Origin of the sequence: Paenibacillus sp. PAMC 26794 (genome assembly GCF_000316035.1) — a bacterium.
GTDB lineage: Bacteria > Bacillota > Bacilli > Paenibacillales > Paenibacillaceae > Paenibacillus.
Genome location: NZ_ANHX01000054.1, coordinates 36,630 through 60,351, shown reverse-complemented (window position 1 = coordinate 60,351; position 23,722 = coordinate 36,630). Strand labels below are relative to the sequence as shown.

At 46.5% G+C, this 23,722-nt stretch carries 19 protein-coding genes and 2 riboswitches; of the genes, 14 read left to right on the top strand and 5 right to left on the bottom strand.

The window, feature by feature from the left end; translation table 11 throughout:
* Positions 1-309 precede the first annotated feature (309 nt).
* From D829_RS0119120 to D829_RS0119110, 3 genes are all read right to left on the bottom strand, one after another.
* Complete coding sequence (locus tag D829_RS0119120) at positions 310-1,383, bottom strand: ABC transporter substrate-binding protein (protein WP_017690533.1); 1,074 nt, start codon at positions 1,381-1,383, stop codon at positions 310-312.
* A gap of 53 nt (positions 1,384-1,436) precedes the next feature.
* Complete coding sequence (locus tag D829_RS0119115) at positions 1,437-2,180, bottom strand: ABC transporter permease (RefSeq protein WP_241230797.1); 744 nt, start codon at positions 2,178-2,180, stop codon at positions 1,437-1,439.
* A gap of 73 nt (positions 2,181-2,253) precedes the next feature.
* On the bottom strand, positions 2,254-3,021 hold the full coding sequence (locus tag D829_RS0119110) for an ABC transporter ATP-binding protein (RefSeq protein WP_017690531.1): 768 nt from the start codon (positions 3,019-3,021) through the stop codon (positions 2,254-2,256).
* Positions 3,022-3,181: 160 nt separating this feature from the next.
* Positions 3,182-3,284, bottom strand: a riboswitch (TPP riboswitch).
* A gap of 206 nt (positions 3,285-3,490) precedes the next feature.
* Here D829_RS0119110 and D829_RS0119105 point away from each other — a divergent pair.
* The 12 genes from D829_RS0119105 to D829_RS32565 all read left to right on the top strand — a co-directional run bounded on the left by D829_RS0119105 (position 3,491) and on the right by D829_RS32565 (position 19,695).
* A complete protein-coding gene (locus tag D829_RS0119105; RefSeq protein WP_017690530.1) occupies positions 3,491-4,366 on the top strand; it encodes a radical SAM/SPASM domain-containing protein in 876 nt (291 codons plus the stop codon).
* Between the two features lie 349 nt (positions 4,367-4,715).
* Positions 4,716-5,384: a pectate lyase gene (locus D829_RS0119100; protein ID WP_017690529.1), complete on the top strand. Its 669-nt coding sequence runs from the start codon at positions 4,716-4,718 to the stop codon at positions 5,382-5,384.
* A 43-nt stretch (positions 5,385-5,427) separates the two neighbouring features.
* A riboswitch (TPP riboswitch) is annotated at positions 5,428-5,538 on the top strand.
* A 228-nt stretch (positions 5,539-5,766) separates the two neighbouring features.
* The gene (locus D829_RS0119095; protein ID WP_017690528.1) at positions 5,767-6,360 is read left to right on the top strand and encodes an ECF transporter S component; all 594 of its coding nucleotides are present in this window, start codon (positions 5,767-5,769) and stop codon (positions 6,358-6,360) included.
* Complete coding sequence (locus tag D829_RS0119090) at positions 6,361-7,932, top strand: ABC transporter ATP-binding protein (protein ID WP_017690527.1); 1,572 nt, start codon at positions 6,361-6,363, stop codon at positions 7,930-7,932.
* The gene (locus D829_RS0119085) at positions 7,907-8,701 is read left to right on the top strand and encodes an energy-coupling factor transporter transmembrane component T (RefSeq protein WP_017690526.1); all 795 of its coding nucleotides are present in this window, start codon (positions 7,907-7,909) and stop codon (positions 8,699-8,701) included. The genes D829_RS0119090 and D829_RS0119085 overlap by 26 nt, the downstream gene beginning before the upstream one ends.
* Positions 8,702-8,801: 100 nt before the next feature.
* Positions 8,802-11,105, top strand: a complete 2,304-nt coding sequence (locus tag D829_RS0119080) for a PQQ-binding-like beta-propeller repeat protein (protein WP_017690525.1) — start codon at positions 8,802-8,804, stop codon at positions 11,103-11,105.
* Positions 11,106-11,236: 131 nt separating this feature from the next.
* Positions 11,237-12,046 (top strand): methionine ABC transporter ATP-binding protein, encoded by an 810-nt coding sequence (locus D829_RS31530; RefSeq protein ID WP_017690524.1) that lies wholly within the window; start codon positions 11,237-11,239, stop codon positions 12,044-12,046.
* The gene (locus tag D829_RS0119070) at positions 12,043-12,714 is read left to right on the top strand and encodes a methionine ABC transporter permease (RefSeq protein WP_017690523.1); all 672 of its coding nucleotides are present in this window, start codon (positions 12,043-12,045) and stop codon (positions 12,712-12,714) included. The genes D829_RS31530 and D829_RS0119070 overlap by 4 nt, the downstream gene beginning before the upstream one ends.
* A 46-nt stretch (positions 12,715-12,760) precedes the next feature.
* The gene (locus tag D829_RS0119065) at positions 12,761-13,618 is read left to right on the top strand and encodes a MetQ/NlpA family ABC transporter substrate-binding protein (protein ID WP_026081287.1); all 858 of its coding nucleotides are present in this window, start codon (positions 12,761-12,763) and stop codon (positions 13,616-13,618) included.
* 286 nt (positions 13,619-13,904) lie between these two features.
* Entirely contained in the window at positions 13,905-15,902 is a 1,998-nt protein-coding gene (locus D829_RS0119060; RefSeq protein WP_017690521.1) for a methyl-accepting chemotaxis protein, read from the top strand.
* A gap of 69 nt (positions 15,903-15,971) precedes the next feature.
* Complete coding sequence (locus D829_RS0119055) at positions 15,972-16,277, top strand: hypothetical protein (protein ID WP_017690520.1); 306 nt, start codon at positions 15,972-15,974, stop codon at positions 16,275-16,277.
* Positions 16,278-16,470: 193 nt separating this feature from the next.
* Entirely contained in the window at positions 16,471-19,695 is a 3,225-nt protein-coding gene (locus D829_RS32565; RefSeq protein ID WP_193748488.1) for a response regulator, read from the top strand.
* Positions 19,696-19,716: 21 nt separating this feature from the next.
* On the opposite strand, the gene D829_RS0119045 is transcribed toward D829_RS32565, so the two are convergent.
* Both D829_RS0119045 and D829_RS0119040 read right to left on the bottom strand, forming a co-directional pair.
* Entirely contained in the window at positions 19,717-20,391 is a 675-nt protein-coding gene (locus D829_RS0119045; RefSeq protein ID WP_017690518.1) for a response regulator transcription factor, read from the bottom strand.
* A gap of 134 nt (positions 20,392-20,525) precedes the next feature.
* The gene (locus D829_RS0119040) at positions 20,526-21,389 is read right to left on the bottom strand and encodes a helix-turn-helix transcriptional regulator (RefSeq protein WP_026081285.1); all 864 of its coding nucleotides are present in this window, start codon (positions 21,387-21,389) and stop codon (positions 20,526-20,528) included.
* Between the two features lie 138 nt (positions 21,390-21,527).
* Here D829_RS0119040 and fabF point away from each other — a divergent pair, with 138 nt between their 5' ends.
* Positions 21,528-22,766 carry a beta-ketoacyl-ACP synthase II gene (fabF, locus tag D829_RS0119035; protein WP_017690516.1) on the top strand — a complete coding sequence of 413 codons (1,239 nt, stop codon included), beginning with the start codon at positions 21,528-21,530 and terminating at the stop codon, positions 22,764-22,766.
* 514 nt (positions 22,767-23,280) lie between these two features.
* Entirely contained in the window at positions 23,281-23,700 is a 420-nt protein-coding gene (locus D829_RS0119030) for a hypothetical protein (RefSeq protein WP_017690515.1), read from the top strand.
* Positions 23,701-23,722 lie beyond the last annotated feature (22 nt).

Genomic DNA, 23,722 nt, shown 5'->3' with positions numbered 1-23,722 from the left:
TCTCAGTAGGCTTGAAGATAGGTGCTAATGTACATTACCAGATACATATCAACAAGCTACCCATACGCATATCAAGCCACCAAAGCGCATATCAAGCCATCCAAACGCATATCAAGCTACCCGGATGCACATCAAGCTACTTAGGCTTGTTATAAATTCTGATCTTCCGATGCTTGCTTCAGGGCAATTCCATTTCGCAAACCTTCATGCATCCGATCCCACGTTCTTGCTAACTTTGCTTTTAATCCCCTTGCTTTCATTCCCTTTGCGTTCAGTCACTTTTCCTTCATTCCCGTTGCTCTCCTTTATTTACTCTCCTTGCAGATGAATAAAAGCATCCTCGGCTTTCACCGATTCAGGAATCAAATCCTGTTCAACGAGCCATGCACGTACATTCTCCCACGACGCCATTTCCTGCCGACCAAACGGTTGGCCTTCTTCATTCATGAGTGGCAGTAGAATAGCCAGGCTTTTGGTTTCGATCTCCGGGTCAAGCGGAGACGTTTCATTCTCATGAGCGAGCAGAATATTCAAGGCTTCCTCTGGATGCTCCGTTACATATTTCTGTCCTTCCTGGACCGCTTTGACGAACCGGGTAAGTTGGTCTTTTTTCGCTTTAATGCCAGCTTCACTCGCAGTCAGGACCAGTTCATAATAATCAGGCACGCCATAATCGACGGGGTTAATCGATTTCATGGCATGTCCTTCTTTCTCCAAAATCAATTGTTCATGGTTAATAAAACCACCCATAATTGCATCCGCCTGTCCGGAAGCCAGCGAAGGAATCAGATCGAACCCAACGTCGACCAGATTCATGTTATCTGGGTTGCCACCATCGTGGCTGATCATCGTACGAACCATCGCTTCATACAGCGGAATGGAAGAATAGCCGACAGTCTTTCCTTCAAGATCTTTGGGTGAACTCACGTTGCCACTTGCTTCGGTCAACAGATGCACAAGCGGGTGCCGAACAACAGCAGCAATGGAACGTACAGGAATGTTCTCGCCACGCGCGAGCAAGATTTGGGGCTGGTAGCTTAGAGCCAGATCAATTTTCCCGGCAGCAACAAGTTTGAGTGAATCATTGGTATCCGCAGGCATCTGAATTTCGATATCCAGACCTTGGTCTGCGAAGTACCCTTTTTCCTGAGCCACATAGATGAAGGAGTGTACTGCATTCGGGTACCAGTCGAGCATGATGGACAGTTTATCTTTGGCGTCTGATGCTGGTTCGGTTGCAGACTTGTCTGTTTGTGGTGCATTGGTTGCAGAGTCTGTTGTTGGCGTGTTTATGCTGGTATTCGTGGTGCTGCATCCACTAACGATCAGCAAAAGGCTAATGAGCATGATGGGAAGCAGGGAGTATATACCTTTGTTATTCATAAATGAAGTTCCTCATTTCATCGTTTTGTTTACATCTAATTTCTGTCTAAGTATTATCCAACTTTTCTTTTGCCTCCATGACGATGACGTCGTATGCTAAACCGTTTCTCCAGCCAGGCAATCAGTACAAACAAAACGATCCCAAGCAGGGATAACAGCACAATAGCGGCAAACATCGCATCCGTGTTCATGTTGCTGGACATGCGGCGGCTGAAGTATCCGAGACCTTTGCTGCCACCAAGCCATTCGCCAATCGTTGCCCCAACCACGCAGTACACTACAGACATCTTTAGCCCCGAGAAAAAAGAAGGAAGTGCCAGTGGAACCTGGAGTTTGCAAAAAATATCCCACTTGCTGGCGCCCATAGTGAGCAGCAGTTCACGCTGCTCTGGATCGCCTTGGCGGAGTCCATCGTAGGTACTGACCACAATGGGGAAGAATGCGATTAAGAACACGACCGCGACTTTGCTCCACAACGTGTAACCAAACCACAAGATAAATACGGGAGACAAGGCAATCAGCGGGATGGTCTGACTGATCACGATGAAGGGATACAAGGCCTTTTCAATCGATCGGTTCATATGCATGCCTGTTGCTAGTGTAATTCCAGTCACTATGGACAAGACAAAACCAACAACAACCTCCATAAAGGTAGCAGGCAGATGGATGGTCAATAACAGACGACGATGCTCAACCAGTGAGACTGTGATGGCCGTGGGTGCAGGCATGATGAAGGAAGGCACCCATCCCATACGCACAATCAATTCCCAGATCGCCAGTAATAAGAACATGAGCATAATAAACAAACCATATTGGGAAAACCACTTCGAGAGCCACTTCGAACACCACGTCCAGACGCTAAACTGAGCTTTATCGCTTTGCATGCAATTGTTCCTCCAATTGTCGTCTCATCTGCACGAGAGCCGGTTCGTAGATCATGTCCGAATGCCTTGGGCGTGGCAAAGGAACTGTCATCTCCCGCAGCTGCTGACCTTGTCCCCCTGGAGTTAACAGAATGATACGGTCACTTAACAGCAGGGCTTCTTCGATGTCATGTGTAATGAACAGCACGGTTTGGCCAAAGCCCTCCCACAGCTCCAGCAACCAGCGATGCATTTCTCGTTTGGTTAAGGCGTCGAGTGCACCGAAGGGTTCATCCAGCAACATGAGCTGCCCGCCTGTAAGCAAGGTACGAAGCAATGCCACCCGCTGACGCATGCCGCCGGATAACTTATCTGGATAGGCCTGCTCATAACCGGACAAGCCGAACCTTGCTAATCCTGCCATGATGTTGGCCCGTAACTTGTCCTTGTCTTGTCGGCCTGGTGCCAACTCGGCAGGCAGCATGCAGTTCTCCATGACGGTTCGCCAGGATAACAGCAGATCTTTCTGCGGCATATAAGCGACTCGTCCGAGCCGTTGTCCTTGCGGTACATCAGCTATATCGATGGTGCCAACGGTTGGCTCATGCAAGCCTGCGAGCAGCTTGAAGAGAGTACTTTTACCTGATCCGCTGGAGCCGATAAGCGAGACAAATTCCCCTTGTTGAACCTGAAGCGACACATTGGAGAGCACGGGGGAATCCTTTTTTTCGGGAAAAGCGAAGCTTACGTTGTGAATGGTTACATGGTTATCCATCTGATCCTCACCCCCTTAATTTCAGACTGCTGCAATAACAACGGCATCCTATGCTCTGCAAAAGGAACAAAAAAGACCCACCCATTTCCGGAGAAATGAGTGGGTCTGTAAGTTGAATCCGCAATTTATCTTCACATAAACATGAAAAAATTCCGCTTACTAAAAGGCCGCTCCACTTCCCTCCGCTGGTATGATCCAGATCAGGTTCAAAGGGTCCGAATAGTCATATTCGTCTCAGCCGCAAGGCTCCCCTAGTGCAAAAGTTCAAGATATGCAGTTGTCTGTTCAGCATATATCACTCGAACATGAACTGTAAAGAGGCAGCATGATGGAATTCTTGAGATGAACTCGAACAACTGAACAATTTACCTTGGCTCATGAACCCGATATAATAGGGATGGCCCGTATAGGCCGGATCACAAAATGCAGGTGGGATTGTTCTCCCTCCTAGGCAGAATGGGGACCCGAGTTGAAAACGTTCAAAAAAGTATATATTGAGATCACGAGTATCTGCAATCTGGCTTGCAGCTTCTGTCCGCAGACGCAACGTGCCAAAGGATTCATTGACCCTGAAGTCTTCAACAATATACTGGAACAAGTTAAACCACACACCAATCATATTTATCTACATGTCAAAGGTGAACCCTTGTTGCATCCCAAAATAGATCTGTTGCTCGATTCCGCACATGAGAAGGGACTCAAGGTAAATATTACAACGAATGGTACACTGCTGCCCAAGACTCAGCATAAATTGCTTGGCAAACCGGCGCTGCGGCAGATGAATTTCTCCCTGCACAGCTTCGATGGGCATGAAGGTTCAACAGACCGTGACGGGTATCTGCGTCATATTTTGTCCTTTGTACACGAGGCTGTTAAGCACAATGTCATCATCTCATTCCGGCTGTGGAACTTGACGCAGGATAACTTCACGAATGCTCAGATGAATCGAAATCGGGAGACCCTTGAAGTACTCGAACGTGAGTTCAATCTGGACTTCCGCATTGAGGAAAAAGTAGTTCCAGGCAGCGGGGTCAGAATTGCCCCAAATGTATACTTGAATCAGGACCATGAGTTCCAGTGGCCAAGTCTGGATGCACCAGAAGATGACGGCAAAGGCTTCTGTCATGCATTGCGTGGTCAGGCAGCTGTGCTTGTAGATGGAACGGTAGTTCCATGCTGTCTCGATGGCGAGGGTGTGATTAACCTGGGTAATGTGCACGAGAAGTCATTCTCGGAGATTATTGAGGGTGAGCGAGCGAACAATCTGGTATATGGTTTCTCCAAACGGGAAGCTGTAGAAGAGTTGTGTCGAAAGTGCGGTTATCGTCAGAGATTCGGAGCCTGATATCTTATATCAGCAAGCTAGAAGACATTCAAGATCACACATTTGGAGACAAATGTAGTGGTCTTTCTTTGTTATCGGGAATTCAAGTGAGGGGTACATACGTTACAAATGAGCATACCAGAGGTTGATATCAGCATATTGCTTGAGAGACCTGGCATGCAAAAAATGCCGATATGACAGGGATTGCAGGATGTCATGATATATCTGATCTAATGATTATTCTAGTTACCTTCCTTATTTGGTAGGATTAGGTTGTGGGTCGGACAGAGGTGCACCTCTGACGAACTTCCAGGACAAGCTCAGGCTTGTACAATACCAAATAACGAGAGAATGAGGGAGGAATAAAGTTATGAAAAAAATATTGACGTTGTTGTTGTCCGCTGGTTTGGTTGCTTCCATATTTGGTGTAGCTCCGGTTGCTGCTGCACCTACAGTTGTAAATTCAACGATTGTTGTTCCAAAGGGCACGACCTATGACGGTCAAGGCAAAACCTTTGTAGCCAATCCTTCCACACTGGGCGACGGATCTCAAGCAGAGGGTCAGAAGCCAGTCTTCCGTCTGGAGGCAGGGGCCACGCTCAAAAACGTAAACATTGGATCACCAGCTGCTGATGGTGTTCACTGTTATGGTAACTGTAATATATCGAATGTAGTCTGGGAGGACGTAGGCGAGGATGCACTGACATTGAAGTCGGCTGGAACGGTCAACATTACCGGCGGGGCAGCGTACAAGGCCTATGATAAAGTGTTCCAGATCAACGCAGCCGGAACGATTAACATCAAAAATTTCCGTGCAGATGATATCGGCAAGCTGGTACGTCAAAATGGTGGAACTACCTTCGCGGTTAACATGACGCTGGATAACTCCAACATTTCCAATGTGAAAGATGCTATTATGCGTACAGACAGCAGTGTATCTCAAGGGAAAATTACGAATACGCGCTATTCCAAAGTACCAACGTTGTTCAAGGGGTTTGCTTCAGGGAAAACGAGCCAGTCTGGGAACACGCAATATTAAAGGATTGCCACAAATACCCATCTGATGTACATTAGAAGCAATGAAATAAGTGAACCGGGAGCTCAATGAAGTTGGGCTGAGAGAGTGGCCGTGTGCTGCTGACCGTACATCTGATCTGGGTAATGCCAGCGTAGAGAACATGGATTTGCGATATGTAAGGGTGAATTGTAGGAAATGAACGTGATGAACAACAGACCTCTTTGAACTGTGGTGGTGTATCTGCCAGGGCGGAGGGGGATGGTTGATATTCCGTATTTTCGACATCCATCCAATACATCATTGTGAGGATTGTACACTGTGCGTAAGGCCTGCCCGGAACCGGGGAGGCTTTTTCGTTTATTTTGATAACCCTCACAGGGAACAGAGGAAGGACGTAGAGAACATGGCAACAACAGCAGGCAACAAGCGATTGAAACTAACGGATATTCTGGTAACCATCGTGATTGCAGTGGTGTTTGGGGTGATTTACAAGATATGGGGACCTACATATGACTTGATGAAACCATTTGGCGTTCATGCGGAGCAGATGATCTACGGCATGTGGTTTATGGCGGGCACGTTTGCATTTGTTATCATTCGTAAACCAGGCGTGGCGATTCTTGCCGAGGTTGCGGCTTCAACGGTAAGTGCTTTTCTGGGCAGTGAATGGGGCATGTCCACACTTGTATACGGCCTGTTGCAAGGATTGGGAGCCGAGATATTCTTCGCCGCATTTTTGTATCGCAAAACCAATCTGTTCGTTACCTCTCTTGCAGCCATAGGAGCCGCAGCGGCTTCGCTTTTGCTGGATTACCAATACGGGTATATTGATTCACTCTCGGCCTGGAATTATACGTTATTTATCGGATTCCGCTTCATCGGAAGCATCCTGATTGCTGGAGTGTTCGCTTATTATCTTGCCAAAGCATTGGAACTGACCGGTGTAACACGCTCACTCAGACCGGTATCCAAACAGGATTATGAGGCGCTGGATTAGATGAGCGGAGAGGGGGATTCGCAAGCGGTAAGTGTGACAAATCTAAGATGCAAGTTCCCGGGAGAGAAAGCCTTGGTATTTCAAGGCTTGTCTCTCTCTGTGCATCAGGGGGAGAAAGTGCTGTTACTTGGCCCAAGTGGCTCCGGTAAATCGACGTTATTGCAAATATTGAGCGGTCTGATACCACGTTCGGTTGAGATTCCGATGAAATGTGATGATATTCAGGTTCCCGCCAAAGCAGGAGTGGTCTTTCAAGATCCGGATACCCAGTTCTGTATGTCCTTTACGGATGAAGAGATCGCATTTGTTTTGGAAAACCGAAATATTCCGCGTGAAGAGATGCCTGCTCTGATTGAATATTATCTGAAACAAGTGGGGTTATCCTTTGAACAGAATCGTGTATTGATCCAGTCCATGTCTCAGGGGATGAAGCAACGTCTTGCGATTGCTTCGATGCTTGCCATGGACCCGGAGGTATTGTTTTTGGATGAACCCACTGCACTGTTGGATGATGAGGGGACTTCCCAGGTGTGGGATACCGTCAGACGAATTGCTAGTGACAAAACGATCATCATCGTTGAACACAAAATAAACAAGATTGTGGATATGGTCGACCGCATCATTGTGTTATCATCTGAAGGAAAAATTGTGGCGGATGGGCCAGCACAGCAGGTATTTACGGAAGAACGGGGCAAGCTGAAGGCTTATGGAGTCTGGTATCCAGGCATATGGGAGGAGCAAGAGAGGCTAGCTAAGGAAGAAGAGGGAAGTGCTTCTGGAAAGCTTCAAGTGTGTGTGGATCACGGCATCTCAAGTTTGGAAGCACAGGAATCGTCTGGCTCATCCGATACACCGGGTATATCCCCCATATCTCAAGTCTCAACCTTATCACCTGTATCACCCGCCTATCTGCCTGCACTGGACTTGCAGCAGTTCATCGGATGGCGTGGGAAAACACCTTTCATTCAGGTGGAACAGGCCAAAGTATGGCATGGGGATTGGATTGGTATTGTCGGAGCTAATGGAGCTGGCAAGAGCTCATTGTTGTTATCTCTGATGAATATCCTGAAAACAACAGGCCATTATCAGGTGGACGGTCAGCCTTCTGGAAAAACGGAGCAGCTTGCAGATCGAATCGCGTTTGTATTTCAGAACCCGGAGTTTCAATTTGTGACTAACACCGTCGCGGAAGAAGTGGAATTCTCATTGCTGGGGGGCAGGCTGACAACGGAAGAAAGACTTGTCAGGACTGATCAGATGCTGAATCAATTTGGTCTAATCGATCTGTCCGAGCGTCATCCCTACCAATTATCGATGGGGCAGAAACGACGCTTGAGCGTTGCGTCTGCACTGGTGAGAGAGCAGCGAATACTGCTGCTGGATGAACCTACTTTTGGACAGGATGCCCGCAATACGTTCGCCATGTTAGCACAGCTGGAGCAATTGCGGAGAGAGGGAACAGCTATTGTTATGGTTACCCATGATCGTGAAATTGTAAAAAGATATTGCACCCGAATCTGGACGGTGGATGAGGGGAGGTTATCTAATGCAACTGTCGTTTCCTCACCGTGAAACCTGGCTTCATAACGTCAATCCAGGATTAAAGATGATCATTCTGACGATGATGTTTGTCATCGTTATCCTCATTCACAATCTGAATGTAATGGCCAATGTTGCTGTGGCGATGATGTTATTACTGTGCTGGACAGGCCACCCGTGGTACAGATTGATACTGTACGCATCACCATTCATTCTGGTTTTTATCTCCACGTCTACAGGCATGATGATGTTTGGTAAGGGCGAGACCACATGGTATAAGTGGGGATTGATCCACATAACCGAAGAGAGTTTCTATCGCGGTCTACACTTGGGTTTTCGCTCGCTGACTATGGCCGCGGCTGGGTTACTCTTTGGTCTTACGACCAAGCCTGTGAGACTGTTTTATTCCCTGATGCAGCAGTGGCGGCTTCCCGCAAAATATGCCTATAGCTTTCTGGCCGCGATGCGCATGATCCCGATTTTGCTGGATGAATTCCAGACGCTCCGTTACGCTATTCGTATTCGTGGAACACAGCAACGCGGCTCTCGCTGGAATGTGTATGGTGCACTCAAGCGTTACGCTATTCCGCTGCTGGCACAGAGCATTCGCCGTGCACAGCGAATGGCGGTAGCGATGGAAGCGAAAGGATTTACGGATGGCGCGAGCCGAACGTATTACATTCAGATTGGCTATTCCCGAGCTGATCTGTGGTTTGTATTTTATTATATCCTCACCTTAACAGCTGCTTATTACATCGGGGTTACCTTTCCTTATCATGCTACGATGGTGGATGTAAGGTAATACGGGGAGATAGAGAGAAATATATTGAGGTAACCGGTAACTTTTTCCTGTTTGCAGCGTCTATATGGAAATAACTTCTAATGGATGGGGATGAACGAGAGTGAAGACGGGTCCTGATTGGCAGAGAATGGGGTACAAGTGGATTACCATGACTGGATTATCAGCTGTGCTGTTGACGGGATGGATGCTGCTGGATTCCAAAATGGTCGTGCTTGGAGGACAAGCTTTGGTTACAACGCCACAAGCTTTGGGTGCAAGTTCTCAAGTCTTATCAACACAGTTGGCCTACAAACAAGGAGAACCCGTTACACTCATGAATGACATTCCTCTGTTCAAAAACAGGAGGGACGGCAGTGTGGCTGCTGACCAAATGGGAATTGAATACTATACAACAAAAAACGAAAAGTATACGTTGTCATCGGTTCGAGGCGAGTGGGTGCAGTTCAAGTCAACCGATCATGGAGACTTTTGGCTGCCAAGTTGGTATGCACTGAAGGAGAGCAGAAGCATGACGGAAACAGCTCCCCAAAGCTTCACGCTCAAATCAGGGAGTAAGCTGTATCTGGCTCCGGATAGTTCTACAACTTGGTCTAGTGAGAAAGCGCTAACAGATAAGGCTGTTATTGTTGCAAAGTGGAAAGGATGGTATGGGGTCTCCATTGCCCCACGAGTCTGGAATAAAGAATCCTTCACGTATCGGCCAGGACTCTTCTGGATCAAGGCACAGGCTATAGAACAGCGGATGAATGTGGCGGATGGTTGGTTCCAACAGGATGCATCGCTGCCAACTTCGGTTATACGCCATCTGACAGATATTAAGCTGAACAAGGCAACCACCTCCAAACAAGTGGCTGGGTGGTTAGGCGAGCCGGATTGGAAAGAGAGTTCAAGCAATCTAAATTTCACGGGTTATTCAATGAGTATTGGACAGACCTGGAGATATGAACGGGAAGATGCGCAATTTCTGGTCACATTCAACAAGAATGGCAGACTGGTCAGAACACGCTGGAATTTAGCACAGGATAATCGAAATGCTTTTGTTTCCGATTGGAACATCAGTCGGGCGGATGAATATGGGTTCACAACAAAAATCTATGGCACAACACTGCCGACGACAATCCCTTGGAAACCGGTATGGACCAACCAGGGGGATATTAACTACACTTTTTTACAAGCAGCCACGGATGATGTACTCCTGATGAAAGGGGATGATGGTGGATTTAGCGGTGATTACTACGAAGGTTCCATATATGCCCTTGACCGACATTCCGGCCAGCAATTATGGGAGATCAACGGGGGTTTTGGAAGACAGCAGGCAGAGGTGGATGCAGAGCGCAAATACGTTACAATCTACACTGATTATGACCCTGACAAGAAAAAATACGTGGATCGTATTCGTCATCTGAACTTGAAGAACGGAAAGGTCGCGTGGACGTACACCCCTAAGCAAAATTTTAGATTAAATGGCATCACCGCTGCTAAGAACGTTGTGGTTGTGGATAACCCGGTTGTTGAGAGCTCAAGCAACAGTTGGTTAACGGTTCTGGACAGTGCAAACGGAAAAACATTGTGGACGCGAAAACTGGCTACAGGTTATGAATTATTAAACAAGAGTGCAGATGACCCCTATGTGTTGTATTGGGAAAAGAATAAGCTGATTGCAGCCGATCCGCAATCCGGGCGAACCGTATGGAGCTTAAAGGGCAAACGATCCACCATAGAACAACTTTGGAATGATCCATATACTGGTGGAATTGAACGTCTTGATCCCTTTGCAACCAGGAATGCTGAAAGATGGCTATCACTAGATAATCAGTGGCTTTTGCTTGATCTGAACACGGGGAAAAAGCTTGCCCAATTTCCTGCTCGGGTAGGACAGAGATTTGAGGAGTTGAATGATGGCATGCTGTTGATCCGTGAGAACAAAAACGGCGATCATTACGGAGAAAATGAAGATTTTACAACCACCCTGTACGATGCTAAGACAGGCAAAACACGCTGGACGCTCAAGGGTAAGATTGAACGAGGACTGGTGGAAGAGGATCAGTTGTATGTGATTAAGAATGGCTATCCAGCGGCTTTGGATTATGATACGGGGGAGACGCGTTGGAATGCAAAAGATACGATTGCAACTCTAAGGTATCCAACGAATCAGGGAAGTTATCTGGTCATTGATGATCAGTTGCTGTTGCCCATGGACGAAAATCTTCTCGTAATGAATAAAAATAATGGAGCATTGTTAGGTCGTGCACATGACGTTGTGATGGGAAGCCCGGAGCACCGGGACCGGGATGCGAAGAATGGAATGATTAACCGAATCGGAAATGAAGTGTATGTGGGTTCGTCCAACGGACGTTTTCGTGTATATGAAGCCAGCCGCCTTCAGGAGGCAATCTCATCTTAAAAGCTTGTCTCGTAAGGGATGTTGATTTATTATAAATGAACAGGCTTGCTCGCGCTCCGGTTATCGGCTGTGCGGGCTTTCTTCATGTGTTCTTAAAGAACCATGCATGATCATTCACGGGAGGACTCTCCATGATCTCATTATATGGTGTAAGCAAACGTTATAACGAGCGCGGTTCCCGTGCAGATCAGGGATTCGAAGCATTAAGCTCGGTGTCCCTCGAAGTGGGACAAGGAGAAATACATGGCATCATCGGATCGAGTGGTGCAGGCAAATCCACACTTCTGCGGATGCTCAACGGATTGGAAAAGCCGGATGATGGTGAGGTTGTTGTGAATGGGCAGCACTTGACCCAGATGAATGAACAGAGTCTGCGTCAGGCACGAAGATCCATTGGCATGATCTTTCAACACTTCAATCTTGTCAGTAACCGAACGGTGAGTGGCAATGTCTGCATGCCATTGGAACTGGCAGGTATATCTCGTGCGCAGCGAGTTGAACGTGGACTTGAGGTACTGCGGTTTGTTGGACTGGAAGACAAGGCAGATCAATATCCTGCTCAGCTTAGCGGAGGACAGAAGCAGCGTGTAGCAATTGCACGAGCGCTGGCCAGTCGTCCGGATGTGCTGCTCTGTGATGAACCGACCTCTTCGCTTGATCCACAGACCACGAACGGTATCCTGGATGTGCTGCGTCATATCAATGAAACGCTGGGCGTGACCATTGTTGTAGTGACGCATGAGATGGAAGTGGCTCGCAGACTATGTCACAGGATATCCGTCATGAAGGATGGGCGGCTCGTTCGAACGTTGACTGAAGCGGAAGTGAGCAGTATTCCCGCTCCGCAGCCTGATCTGCTGACCTCCTTGCTTGCGGGTGACGAATATGGGATGGCAGGTTCGTCTTTGTTCCGTCAGGCAGACCAGGAGGACAAGTCATGAAGTTACCTGAATCTGTGCTCAAGTATCAGCATGAGATATGGCAGGCGATCGGAGAGACTTTTGTCATGGTGGGCATCTCCATTGCGGCAGCTGTTCTGATTGGGTTACCTCTGGGTACTCTGCTGTACTTATTCCGTAGAGGACAACGGTATCAGAATCAAGCATTTTCCTTTGTACTCGGTAGTGTCGTCAACATCGTTCGTTCGTTTCCGTTCTTACTGCTAGTTGTATTCATGATTCCATTCACACGGATTGTCGTGGGAACGTCCATAGGTACGCTGGCGGCAACCGTGCCACTCTCGGTTATTGCGATTGCCTACTACGCCAGACTGGTGGAACAAGCGTTGTTGGATGTACCGAGGGGAGTGGTTGAAGCTGCTGCTTCCATGGGGGCATCGACGATGCAACTTGTGGTGAAATTCTTGTACGTGGAGGCACGATCTGGCCTTGTACTGGGACTCACGACAGCTACGATTAGCTTCATCTCCTACTCGACGGTGATGGGCATTGTAGGTGGCGGCGGGGTTGGCGATTTTGCCATTCGCTACGGTTATCAGCGCTTCGAAACGGAGATTATGGTATTTACGATCATCATTATGATTATCCTGGTACAGATGATCCAATTCACAGGTAGCAGACTGTCCCACTGGCTGGATCGCAGATCCTGAACGGTTGGACCGTGCATTATCACGAATAACCAATACAGATTATACGATGAGGGGTAGACATGAAATGAAAGCAAAAATGATGCTTATGTTGCTTGCAGTAATGCTTGTTGTAGCTGCTTGTGGCAAAAAAGAAGAAACACCTGCGGCTGAAGGAACAAAGGAAGACACACAGGCAGCACAAGAAGTTACGTTGAAAGTGGCCACGTTGATTCCACCGATGACAGATGTGCTGGATATTGTTAAACCGCTATTGAAGGAAGATGGCGTCAATCTGGAAGTTGTTGTGTTGTCAGATAACGTTCAACCAAATACGGCACTCGCGAATAAGGAAGTGGATGCAAACTTCTTCCAACACGTGCCTTACATGACCCAGTATAATGAAGCGAACAATGCCAATCTGGTGGCTGTACAGCCTATCTATAATGCCATCTATGGCGGCTACTCCAAAAAGTACAAAACGATTGAGGAATTGCCAGAAGGTGCAACGATTGCAATTGCAAACGATCCTTCCAACATTGGTCGCTCTCTTGTGATGCTGGAGCAGAACGGATTGATTAAGCTGAAAGAGGGCGTAGGTTTTAACGCCACACTGGCAGACATCACCGAGAATACGAAGAACTTCAAGTTTGAGGAAGTGGACTTGTTGATGCTGGCTCGCATGATGGATGATGCTGATCTGGTAGCCATGACTCCGGCATATGCCAGTCCGCTCGGTCTTACACCGAAGAAGGATGCACTGTTAACCGAGAAGGATGATTCCCATTTTGCAATTACCATGGTTGCTCGTGAGGATAATAAGGACTCCGAAGCAATCCAGAAGCTGGCTAAACGCATGGCGGGTCCAGAGGTCAAAGCCTTCTTCGAAGAGAAATATGCAGATATCGCGATCCCGGCATTTAAATAGAGAATACGTTGGTCCAATGTAAATAACCTTTAGATCTGAGCGATAACGCTTGGATCTTTTTTTTTGTCGTCCGCGTGCTTATTAACAAGTATTTAAAAACTTAACAATTTGGTCATATCCACGGAACACTTTATTTAATAGTTTTTTTGTATAATTTGTTTAAAACTAGTTCTTTAGGATTGTAAATTAAGAGATTTTAATCATTTTTTTAGCGAGATAAATGTTTGTTACGGAGAAGTGAGACCTAGTTTTTAACTAAAAATTAATCTGGAAGAGGTAGAGAAATTTGTCCCGAAAAAATAGCAAATCGAATTGGTTCAACAAGATCCATAATAACTTTAAGACGAAGTTGATCGTGTCCTTTATTGCTTTCCTGGCCATTCCTTCGTTAAGTATTGGAGTTTTATCGTATAACAGTGCAAAAGATGAAGTGGAGAAGCAAATTTTACATAGTGCGATGGAAAATGTGAACCTTGCCAGTGCAACGATAGATCTTTCAGTCAATGCCAAGCGGAACCACATTGAATATTATGCGAGTACACTCGCGGAGCAATTGCGTCAAGAAGATGCCGAGGTTCGGGTTGTGAACGAATTGAAGGGGTATGCCGCGCAGAACACAGATATCATCACCATAGGTGTAGGCACAGAGGCAGGTGTGTATCTGATGTCCTCCGATGCGGAAATGCCTGAAGATTACGATCCGCGAACAAGACCATGGTACACAGAAGCGATGGGTGCTCCACAGCAGGTCATTGTTACAGACCCTTATATTTCTGCCGAGACAAAAGAGATCACCATTACGATTGCAAAGGCACTGGAAGACCAATCCGGCGTGGTCCAATTGGATCTCAATCTGTCGGACATTAGTCAATTGGTTAGCGGAATTAAAGTAGGAGAAAAGGGACATCTGATTCTGCTGGATGCCAGCGAAAAGTATATCTATCATCCGACGATGCAACCTGGAGCAGATGCAACAGAAGATTTTTGGACACAAGTGTATACGAATGAATCCGGCAACTTCAACTATACTTTTGATCAGGTTGATAAGGTCATGTATTACGCTACGAATGCATCCACGGGATGGAAGGTTGCAGGTACCATGTTCTCTTCTGAAGTAGAGGATGCCGCTGAGCCTATTCTGAATCGAACAATTATGGTGATCGTTTCCTGTCTTGTCATCGGAATTTTGATCATTTGGCTGGTGATGCGATCGATTGTTAAACCGATTCGTCAGTTGAAGGATCAGGCGATTCAGGTGAGCGAAGGGGATCTAACCCAGACCATAACAAGTACAAGTCATGATGAGATTGGTGAACTGAGTGATGCTTTTGGCAAAATGCAGAGCAATCTGCGTGTGTTGATTCAAAATGTGGAGAACAGCGCCAGTCAGGTAGTCATCTCATCCGATGAAATGACTCAGAGTGCGGAATCAACCAGTGCAGCCAGTGAGCAGGTAGCGCGAGCCATTCAGGAAATTGCGAGTGGTGCGGAGAAACAGACCGAAGGTATTGAACATAACCATCAGGCCATGAATGAAATTACGATTGGTATTACAAGAATCGCCGAACGTTCCATACATGTCGCTGATTTGGCGAAACATACAACCGTACAAGCAGAAGAAGGCGGCAACACCGTCAAGCAGACGGTGAGTCAGATGCAATCGATTCAAGAGACGGTAGAACAGACAAACCAATTGATTCAGGCGTTATATGAACGATCACACCAAATCTCAGCGATCACGGAGTTAATCGGAAATATAGCCAAACAGACAAACCTGCTCGCGTTGAACGCATCCATTGAAGCTGCTCGTGCAGGTACACATGGCAATGGATTCGCCGTTGTAGCAGCAGAGGTTCGCAAGTTGGCAGAGCAATCCGGACAGTCTGTCAATGAAATCACCGTGCTGACTACGGCGGTACAGGAAGATATGGCTGCTTCCGTTCGCATGATGGAGAAGGTGACTTCAGAGGTTGGAGAGGGCATGGACATCTCTACAGAAGCGATTCGGAAGTTTGAACGTATTCTGGATAGCATGCGGGAAACGACACCTCAGATTGAAGAGATTGCTGCCACGTCGCAAGAGATCACAGCAGGTGTACAGGAAGTATCTGCTGTATCCAATGAGTTGGCAGGCATTGCGTCAGGCAACGCCGCAACTTCCGAAGAAGTGGCCGCTTCCTCAGAGGAGCAACTGGCAGCGATGGAGCAGATTTCTTCCTCGGCTCGTGGCTTGTCTACCCTGGCTGAAGAGCTGCAGCGCCTGATTAGACAGTTTAAGTATTAAACGGGATCGCAGAAGAGAGTATCACAGGGACAGCATCACATCATGTTTCATTAGAGGGAGTGGACAACCATGCAAACGGAACTCAAAGCCTTCTTATTGCTAACGGATGCGGTCATGATTACAAATGAGGAGGGTGTGATTCTGGATGTGAATTCCGTTTATGTAACCAAAACAGGATTCTCACGGGAGAGCACCATAGGTCAGCCTGCCCGATTGCTAATGGATACCCACTGGAGAGGAAATCAGACCTGGTCCGGCGTAGCCAAACTGATGAAGGCTGATCAGGAAGTGTGGGAAGCCCAAGTTACGATTACATCGGTCCATTTGGATGATTCTCTTTTTTATATCAGCATATTTAATGATGAATTTTCATGAAAAAAAACGTTGTTTGGTGATAAGGGGATGTTAGCTGAAAGTAGTAATTATTTTCAAGAAAATGGTCAATATCGTCAATTGAATAAGGGAGCACGGCATACTATGATTTGTGTACTGGGGAATTGCGACCATGAATCTGACAACATTCATTGAATGCATGAAATCCTGAAGTCGTAATGTGGACGGTGACCATTTGCTACGCGATCTTGTATTAAATTTCACGCTAATTTTGATCTTTGTTTTCCTAATTCATCACTACCTGAACCATACAAATGCTACCCGTTCAACATCCATCACGACTCGGATCATTATTGGTGTTACGCTGAGCATGTTGGGCACGGCGCTCTATTATTTCTCTATTGTGCTTGAGGATGGTACATTGTTGAATTTCCGGGCCAGTGTGTATCTGCTTGCTGCTTATTTTGGTGGGAGTGGGTCTGCTTTCGTTACTTTTGCATTCATGTGGATTTTTCGGATTAATATGGGGCGTAATCCCTTGTTGGAGAACTGGCAATATGCGTTGCTAGAGTTGTTATTTGTTGCAGCCATATGCCTAATCTTTAAATATGTCAGGGGATTTATGCAGAAGTGGTTGTCCGGAGCGTTGCTGCTGATTACTGTGTATGAGTTTTTTGTACTAAAGACATATTCTCCTTCTCTACCGATTCAGGGGAAGACTCTATTTTTTCAATGTATCTGCCTGCTATCCGTTATATTATTCCTTTATTATCTGAACCAAAATCATCGATATAGGAGATTGGTCATTCAGAGGGATCAGGAAATGCTGGAGATGCTTCGTATGCAGCCGGGGTTTACTTTTAAAATCCGAAAACAGAATGGGAAATTCGAGTATCTTGTGCTTGAAGGAGAGATGCTCTCCCGACTGGGCTTGGATATGAGGAGTCTGAAGCAAGATTACAAACTGGGCACATTGGATATTTTACCTCAGGAAAAGGTAGAATTTCTGCGAAAGCAGTTTAACCGGGCATGGGAAGGGGAATCTTTTTTTTACGAGTTTGAGCATGAAGGTTACTATTCGCTGGTGAAAGTTCGCCCTCTGCGAGAAGAGGGTGTGGTGAAATATGTCGTGGGATATGGACTCGATATTACGGAACACAGAGCAGTTAAACGAAGGATTCAAGAAAGTGAAGAGCGATATCGAACACTTGAGCGAGTGTCGGCAGACTGGCTTGTCGGATTGGATAACAACAGATGTATTGTGTCAGTTAATCAGAAATTTCTGGATGATCTCGGTCTCGGCAGGCAGGAAGTGATTGGGCGTCAGTTTGAAGATTTGTTGTTCATTGAGCAGCCGGAGAACTGGTTGTTCGTTTTTCAAAAAGCCTTACATCACAATATAGCACAGGATACGGAACTGAGATTCATTGTTGGAGAAGGTCATGAGCAGCATGTTCGGGTTCACCTATACCCTGTTAAAGTACTAAATTCGAGTGAGAAAATCAAGGCAGTCATTCATGACATTTCGGATCACTATAGACGTGTTAAGGCCGACAAAGCAAGCCAGGCAAAGAGTGAGTTTCTCGCATTCATGAGTCACGAGATTCGTACCCCACTGAGCGGCATTATCAGCTTTTCGTTGTTGCTTCAACGAACAGATCTATCTCCACAACAAAAGGATTATTTGAGTAAAATCAACGCGTCCTCTCAAACCTTGCTTGCCCTCGTAAATGATATTCTTGATTTTTCGAAAATTGAGGCAGGCAAACTGATGTTAGAGAAGGTCTCTTTTTCACCAGAGGATGTGATCAAACGTGTGGCAGATCAGATCGGCGTGGCCATCGGGCACAAAGATATCCAAGTGATCTTTACAACCGATCCCGATCTCCCGTTAACAGTGATTGGTGATCCGTTCCGACTTGAACAGGTTTTATTGAATCTGCTCAGTAATGCAATTAAATTTACGGAGCATGGATATGTAACGTTGCAGGCAGAGGTACTTTCATTGGAGGCGGAGCGAGTTCAGGTCTGTTTTGAGGTAGAGGACACGGGAATCGGAATTTCACCCGAACAATTGGAACGGCTTTTTGTCCCGTTTACTCAAGCGGAACCCTCGACGTATCGAACATATGGTGGTTCTGGACTTGGGCTGGTCATCTGTTACCTTCTGGTGACCTCCTTGGGAGGAGACTTGCGGGTGGATAGTGTGTTGGGAGAGTACAGTCTGTTTTCATTCGACTTGATATTTGAACTTGCAGATTCGGAAGAAGAAAGTTCCTTCCTGCAAACATACCCTCTTCTATATTGTGCGGATGATGTGGTTATCGTTGAAGAGGATGAACGAATGGGCGAGAATCTGAAGCAGATACTCTACTCATTCGGAATGAAGCCGAAGCTGTATCCTTCGTTGAACCATATGATGGAAAGTGATTGGTGTGTCCCTCATGTAGATGGGGCAAGTTCCATGTTGATGATGATGGATATGGATGCAGAGGACACCGTCAACGGATCGTCATGGGACAGCTTCATGAAGCGATTGAATCGAACCAAATTTCAAATGGTGGGTTATACCCATGCCTTTAGTGAAAATGCCCTGTGGAGTGAGGAGAGATCCTTTCGCCCGGATCTCATGATGATCAAACCGATTACACGTCTGGGATTGTTCGAAGTGTTACTTGCACTTCAGGGTGAAGGGCCATTAGAGAAAAAGCGGATGATAGAAGGCGACGAATCCTATTTGCTTAAATCCAAAGGGCACATTCTGATCGCTGAAGATCATGAAATCAATCAACTGGCCATTCGGGCCATGTTGGAACATACCGGATTCAAGGTGACGCTGGCATACAGTGGCACAGAGGTTTTGAAAAAATTGGATGAACAAACATGGGAACTGATTCTGATGGACCTCTATATGCCAGACATGAATGGAATGGATGCAGTACGACACATTCGCAAGATGAGGAAATATGATCGTACACCCATTATTGCGCTTACAGCGAATGGTTTAAAAAGGGACCATGAATTATATCTTGAAGCAGGCATGAATGCCATACTGACTAAGCCCATACATGAACAACAGATCACAGACATTTTAGCCATATGGACTGATCTAAAAGGCATAAGGGAGATCAATGGAATTGATGCAGATAAGGCGATCAGACAGATGGACGGCAAGCCACATATTCTGCAATATGCGCTCACGAAATTCAGAATGGAGTATGGCTCGTTTCAGAAAAAACTGGCGATTCAGCTTCAGCAACAGCAGATTGCTGATGTAATTCGTAGTGTTCATTCTCTTCGAGGCGTAGCTGCGAATCTGCATGCAGTGGACCTGATTTGTGCGGTTTTCCAACTGGAATCGCTCTTGTCCCGTCCATTATACGAAGAAAAGGAACTAAATTCGGTATTGGAGAAGGTACAACAGGAAATTGATAAAATAACCGGGTCTCTGCCATGGTGATCGGAATGAAGCTGTGTTGTTTTAAGGTGTAAACTTATATCCGACCCCCCAGATGGTTTGAATATATTGGGGGTTTTTTGGATTGTCCTCAATTTTTTTGCGAAGCTTGGTAATGTGCACATCGATGGTGCGATCATTAATGTAGGCATCAATACCACGAATGGCTTCAATCAGGGCATACCGACTGTAGACCTTGCCAGGATTGAGAATAAACAGCTTCATGATCTCAAATTCGGAAAACGTCATCTCCACGCGCTGGTTATTCAACAGAACGGTTCTTCTCGCCAGGTCGAGTGATATTCCGGTTTCCTGTTCAGTGACAACAGAGCTGTTTAATATGGAGTAACGACGCAATACAGCCTCAATACGTGCTTTCAGCTCCTGCATGCTGAAAGGTTTACAAACATAGTCATCAGCCCCATCTGATAATGATCGAATCCGCTCAGAAACTTCGGTTAACGAAGAGATGACAATGATGGGGATCGCCGTATGTTGGCGCATGAGAGAACAAGGATTCTTATTACCCAAATCAGGGAGAATCAAGTCAAGAAGCAGGATATCAGGCCGCGCTTGAAGCTGTAGAAGACCATCTCTTGCGTTATCGACACGGATAACATCATACCCTTCACCTTGCAAATACAAGGATAATGTATCGCCTAACATGTTGTCGTCCTCTATGATAAGCACTTTCGTCATGATATTCCTTTCTGAACCCCTTCTTGTAGAAGGACTAAGATCCATGGATTAACTTAATATACCTGATATTTAAAACATGCAACATGAGGATGTCAAGACTCTAACATGACTCCAAGAAGGTGAGAGACTCTGATTTAATGCTTGCCAAGATGTGAATCAGTTTCACGCTGGATCAGGCGCATCAGTTTGCGCTCGGTAGCGGTCTCTGGCGCAGGGGTGTAGACACTGCAACGCAGATCGGAACTACCCTGAACCTGCAACGAAGTCAGATCAAACAACATTTTGCCTGCTTTGGAATGCCTGAATTCGATTAATACGTCCGGGGCACTGCTGACGCTGCTTTGTTTCCAAAGGGTATGAAAATCGGGATGTCTGTTCATCATGTCATCCAAAAATAAATTATACCATTCATCATCAACGTACTGACCATAGTAAGCACGAAAAATCGCCAGAAATCCGCTAACAAAATCCTCCCAGTTCACCGCGAGCCTGCGAAATTCCTTTCGATCAAATAACAGACTGATCATATTCCGCTGTTCGGGGGGGATCTGTTCAAAATCCATAAAAACATGCCGGGCAGCATCATTCCAGCCGACAATGTAACAACGCCGATCCGAGATCACGGTAGGGCAGTGGTGAAGTTCTTGCAAGATTTTCTGCAAGGAAGGGTGAAGTTGAAACGGTTCTTCTTCCAGTGTGGGCAGCTCCGTATGATGCTCCATGGCGAGCGAAAACAGATACTTTCGTTCATCTGCAGTAAGCCTTAGTGCTGAAGCAATGTTATCCAACACGGAATGGGATACCTGAATATCCCGACCTTGTTCAAGCCAGGTATACCATGTTGTACTCACTCCCGCCAGTTGGGAAACCTCTTCTCTCCTCAGCCCAGGCGTTCTTCTCCGACTTCCAGTGGGTAAACCGACCGATTCGGGAGAAATTTTGGAACGTTGTGTTTTCAGAAAAGTAGACAATGCCTGTAACCTGACATCGTAGTTCAATTCATCACCTTCAATCCTCGTTATCATGGTAGTCATTATACTATTATAATTGACAACTTGTAATAGGATATTCAAAAGTGCACTATTAGTGGCAGAGCGTGAGATTAAGGTAGACAATAGCGCTGAAGGAGGATGGACATGGAACGAGTCGTGATTACAGGTATGGGAGTCATCTCTCCTTTGGGAAATGATGTACATACATTCTGGAATGGATTAATTGAGGGTAGATCAGGTGTATCGCCTATAGAGCATTTTGATACAGCTTCGTACAAAACCAGAATCGCTGGGGTGGTCCATGATTTTGATGGTGAAGAGCGTTTTGGGCGTAAGGAAGCAAGGCGTATGGACCGATTCGTTCAATTTGCTGTTGCTGCTGCGGACCAGGCTGTATCGCAATCGGGTCTTGTGATGGATGAACTGGACCGTGAACGGGTAGGTGTATATATTGGTTCAGGCATAGGCGGCATCCAGACATTGATGGAACAAGGCAAGACGTTGTCAGATCGGGGACCTGCGCGAGTCAGCCCAACACTGGTACCTATGATGATATCCAATATGGCTGCGGCGATGGTCAGTATGAGGTTCGGTTGCTGGGGGCCGACGTTGTCGCCAGTAACGGCTTGTTCCATTGGCAATACAGCCATTGGAGAGGCTTTCCGGTTAATTCGTCATGGCGGAGCCGATGTCATTATTGCTGGCGGGACAGAAGCGGCTGTAACCGAAGTGTCACTGGCAAGCTTCGGTAATGCGACAGCGTTATCAACAAGAAATGAAGCGTTCCAAACAGCGAGTCGTCCATTTGATGCGGGGAGAGACGGTTTTGTCATGGCGGAGGGCGCTGGAATTCTGGTTGTTGAGTCACTATCTCATGCACTGGGAAGAGGGGCGAATATTCTTGCCGAAGTGATTGGATATGGTGCCAGTTCAGATGCGTATCATATGGTAGCTACCCACCCGGAAGGACGGGGGGCATATCTGGCGATGAAAGCATCACTGAAAGAGGCTCAGATTGGACCTGAAGACATTGATGTAATTAATGCTCATGCCACCAGTACGGAGGCGGGTGACCTCTCTGAGACAAGAGCGATTAAACAACTTTTCGGGACAGGTGCCTATGATATTCCGGTCACAGCGAATAAGTCCATGACGGGACATATGCTTGGTGCAGCAGGCGGTGCGGAGGCGATCTCACTTATTCAAACCCTGCGGCATGGTATCATCCCTCCAACTATTAATCAAGAGCAGAGGGACCCCGAATGTGATTTGGATTACGTACCTAACGAGGCAAGAAAAGCAGAGTTGCGGATCGGGATGTCTAATTCCTTTGGATTCGGTGGACATAATGCCGTTATTGTTCTTCAAAAATATTCTTCTTAAGTAAAAAGAACAGCGCACCCTGGTGGGATTGCGCTGTTCTTTGGTTACTTATGGATCACTCGTAAACACTGTACCTTGGTTAACGGCCGAGTGGTTGTACGCCTCAGGAAGAGAGGGATGTCGATTCGGCCATGCCTTTGTTGCCTCGGCTCAGCCAGCTTACACGCCAGCGGGATTGCATGAAGAGAACAACGAACAGGGAAGCTGCCAAGCTGATATATAATGGTAGCTAAGCGGCTGCCCAGTCCCATAGTTATATGAGACTGTGCGGCTTTTTTTGCGTATATGTACGCAAGTAGGCCATAGTTCCGTGGTTCCACGTAAACATGAGGATTGGCTCATGAATATAGCTTGAATTTTAGTTATGATGTTCATTAGGGGTACATATGTACGTATTTTTGATTTTATTTTGAGACAGATCGTCATTTCGAGTTTAGGTTATTCCGCATCGTGGTATAGATATCGGGGCTTATGGAAGCTTCTTCAAATAGAGCAGGACAAGGGAGGGAATGCAGTGAACGTATGGATAACGGTAAAAAGTCTGGGTAAGCGCAAGCCGGTACTTGCCAAGCAAGCTGCCGAACTTCCGGAAACAACTCATACGTTAAGGCAGCTCATTAAGAACATGGTGGCTCTGCAAGTAAAAGCGCTTCAGGACAAGAAGCAACAGGCTGAATTACTAGCCTACCTGATGCCGGATGATATTGAGACGCAGGGAGCGGCGGGGAAAGTCGGTTTTGGCGCAGTATACAATGAGGGCGTTCCTGATCTGGAAGTTGCGATGGAGACAGCTATAACCGCCTATGAGGATGGATTGTACAAAGTGTTTCTCAACGATGAAGAATTGCAGGAGCTGGATGAGTCACTTGTTGTAAAAGACGGAGATAACGTGGTATTTATTCGTTTTACAATGCTTGCTGGACGTCTGTGGTAGAGAGCGATGAAGGAGGAGAACA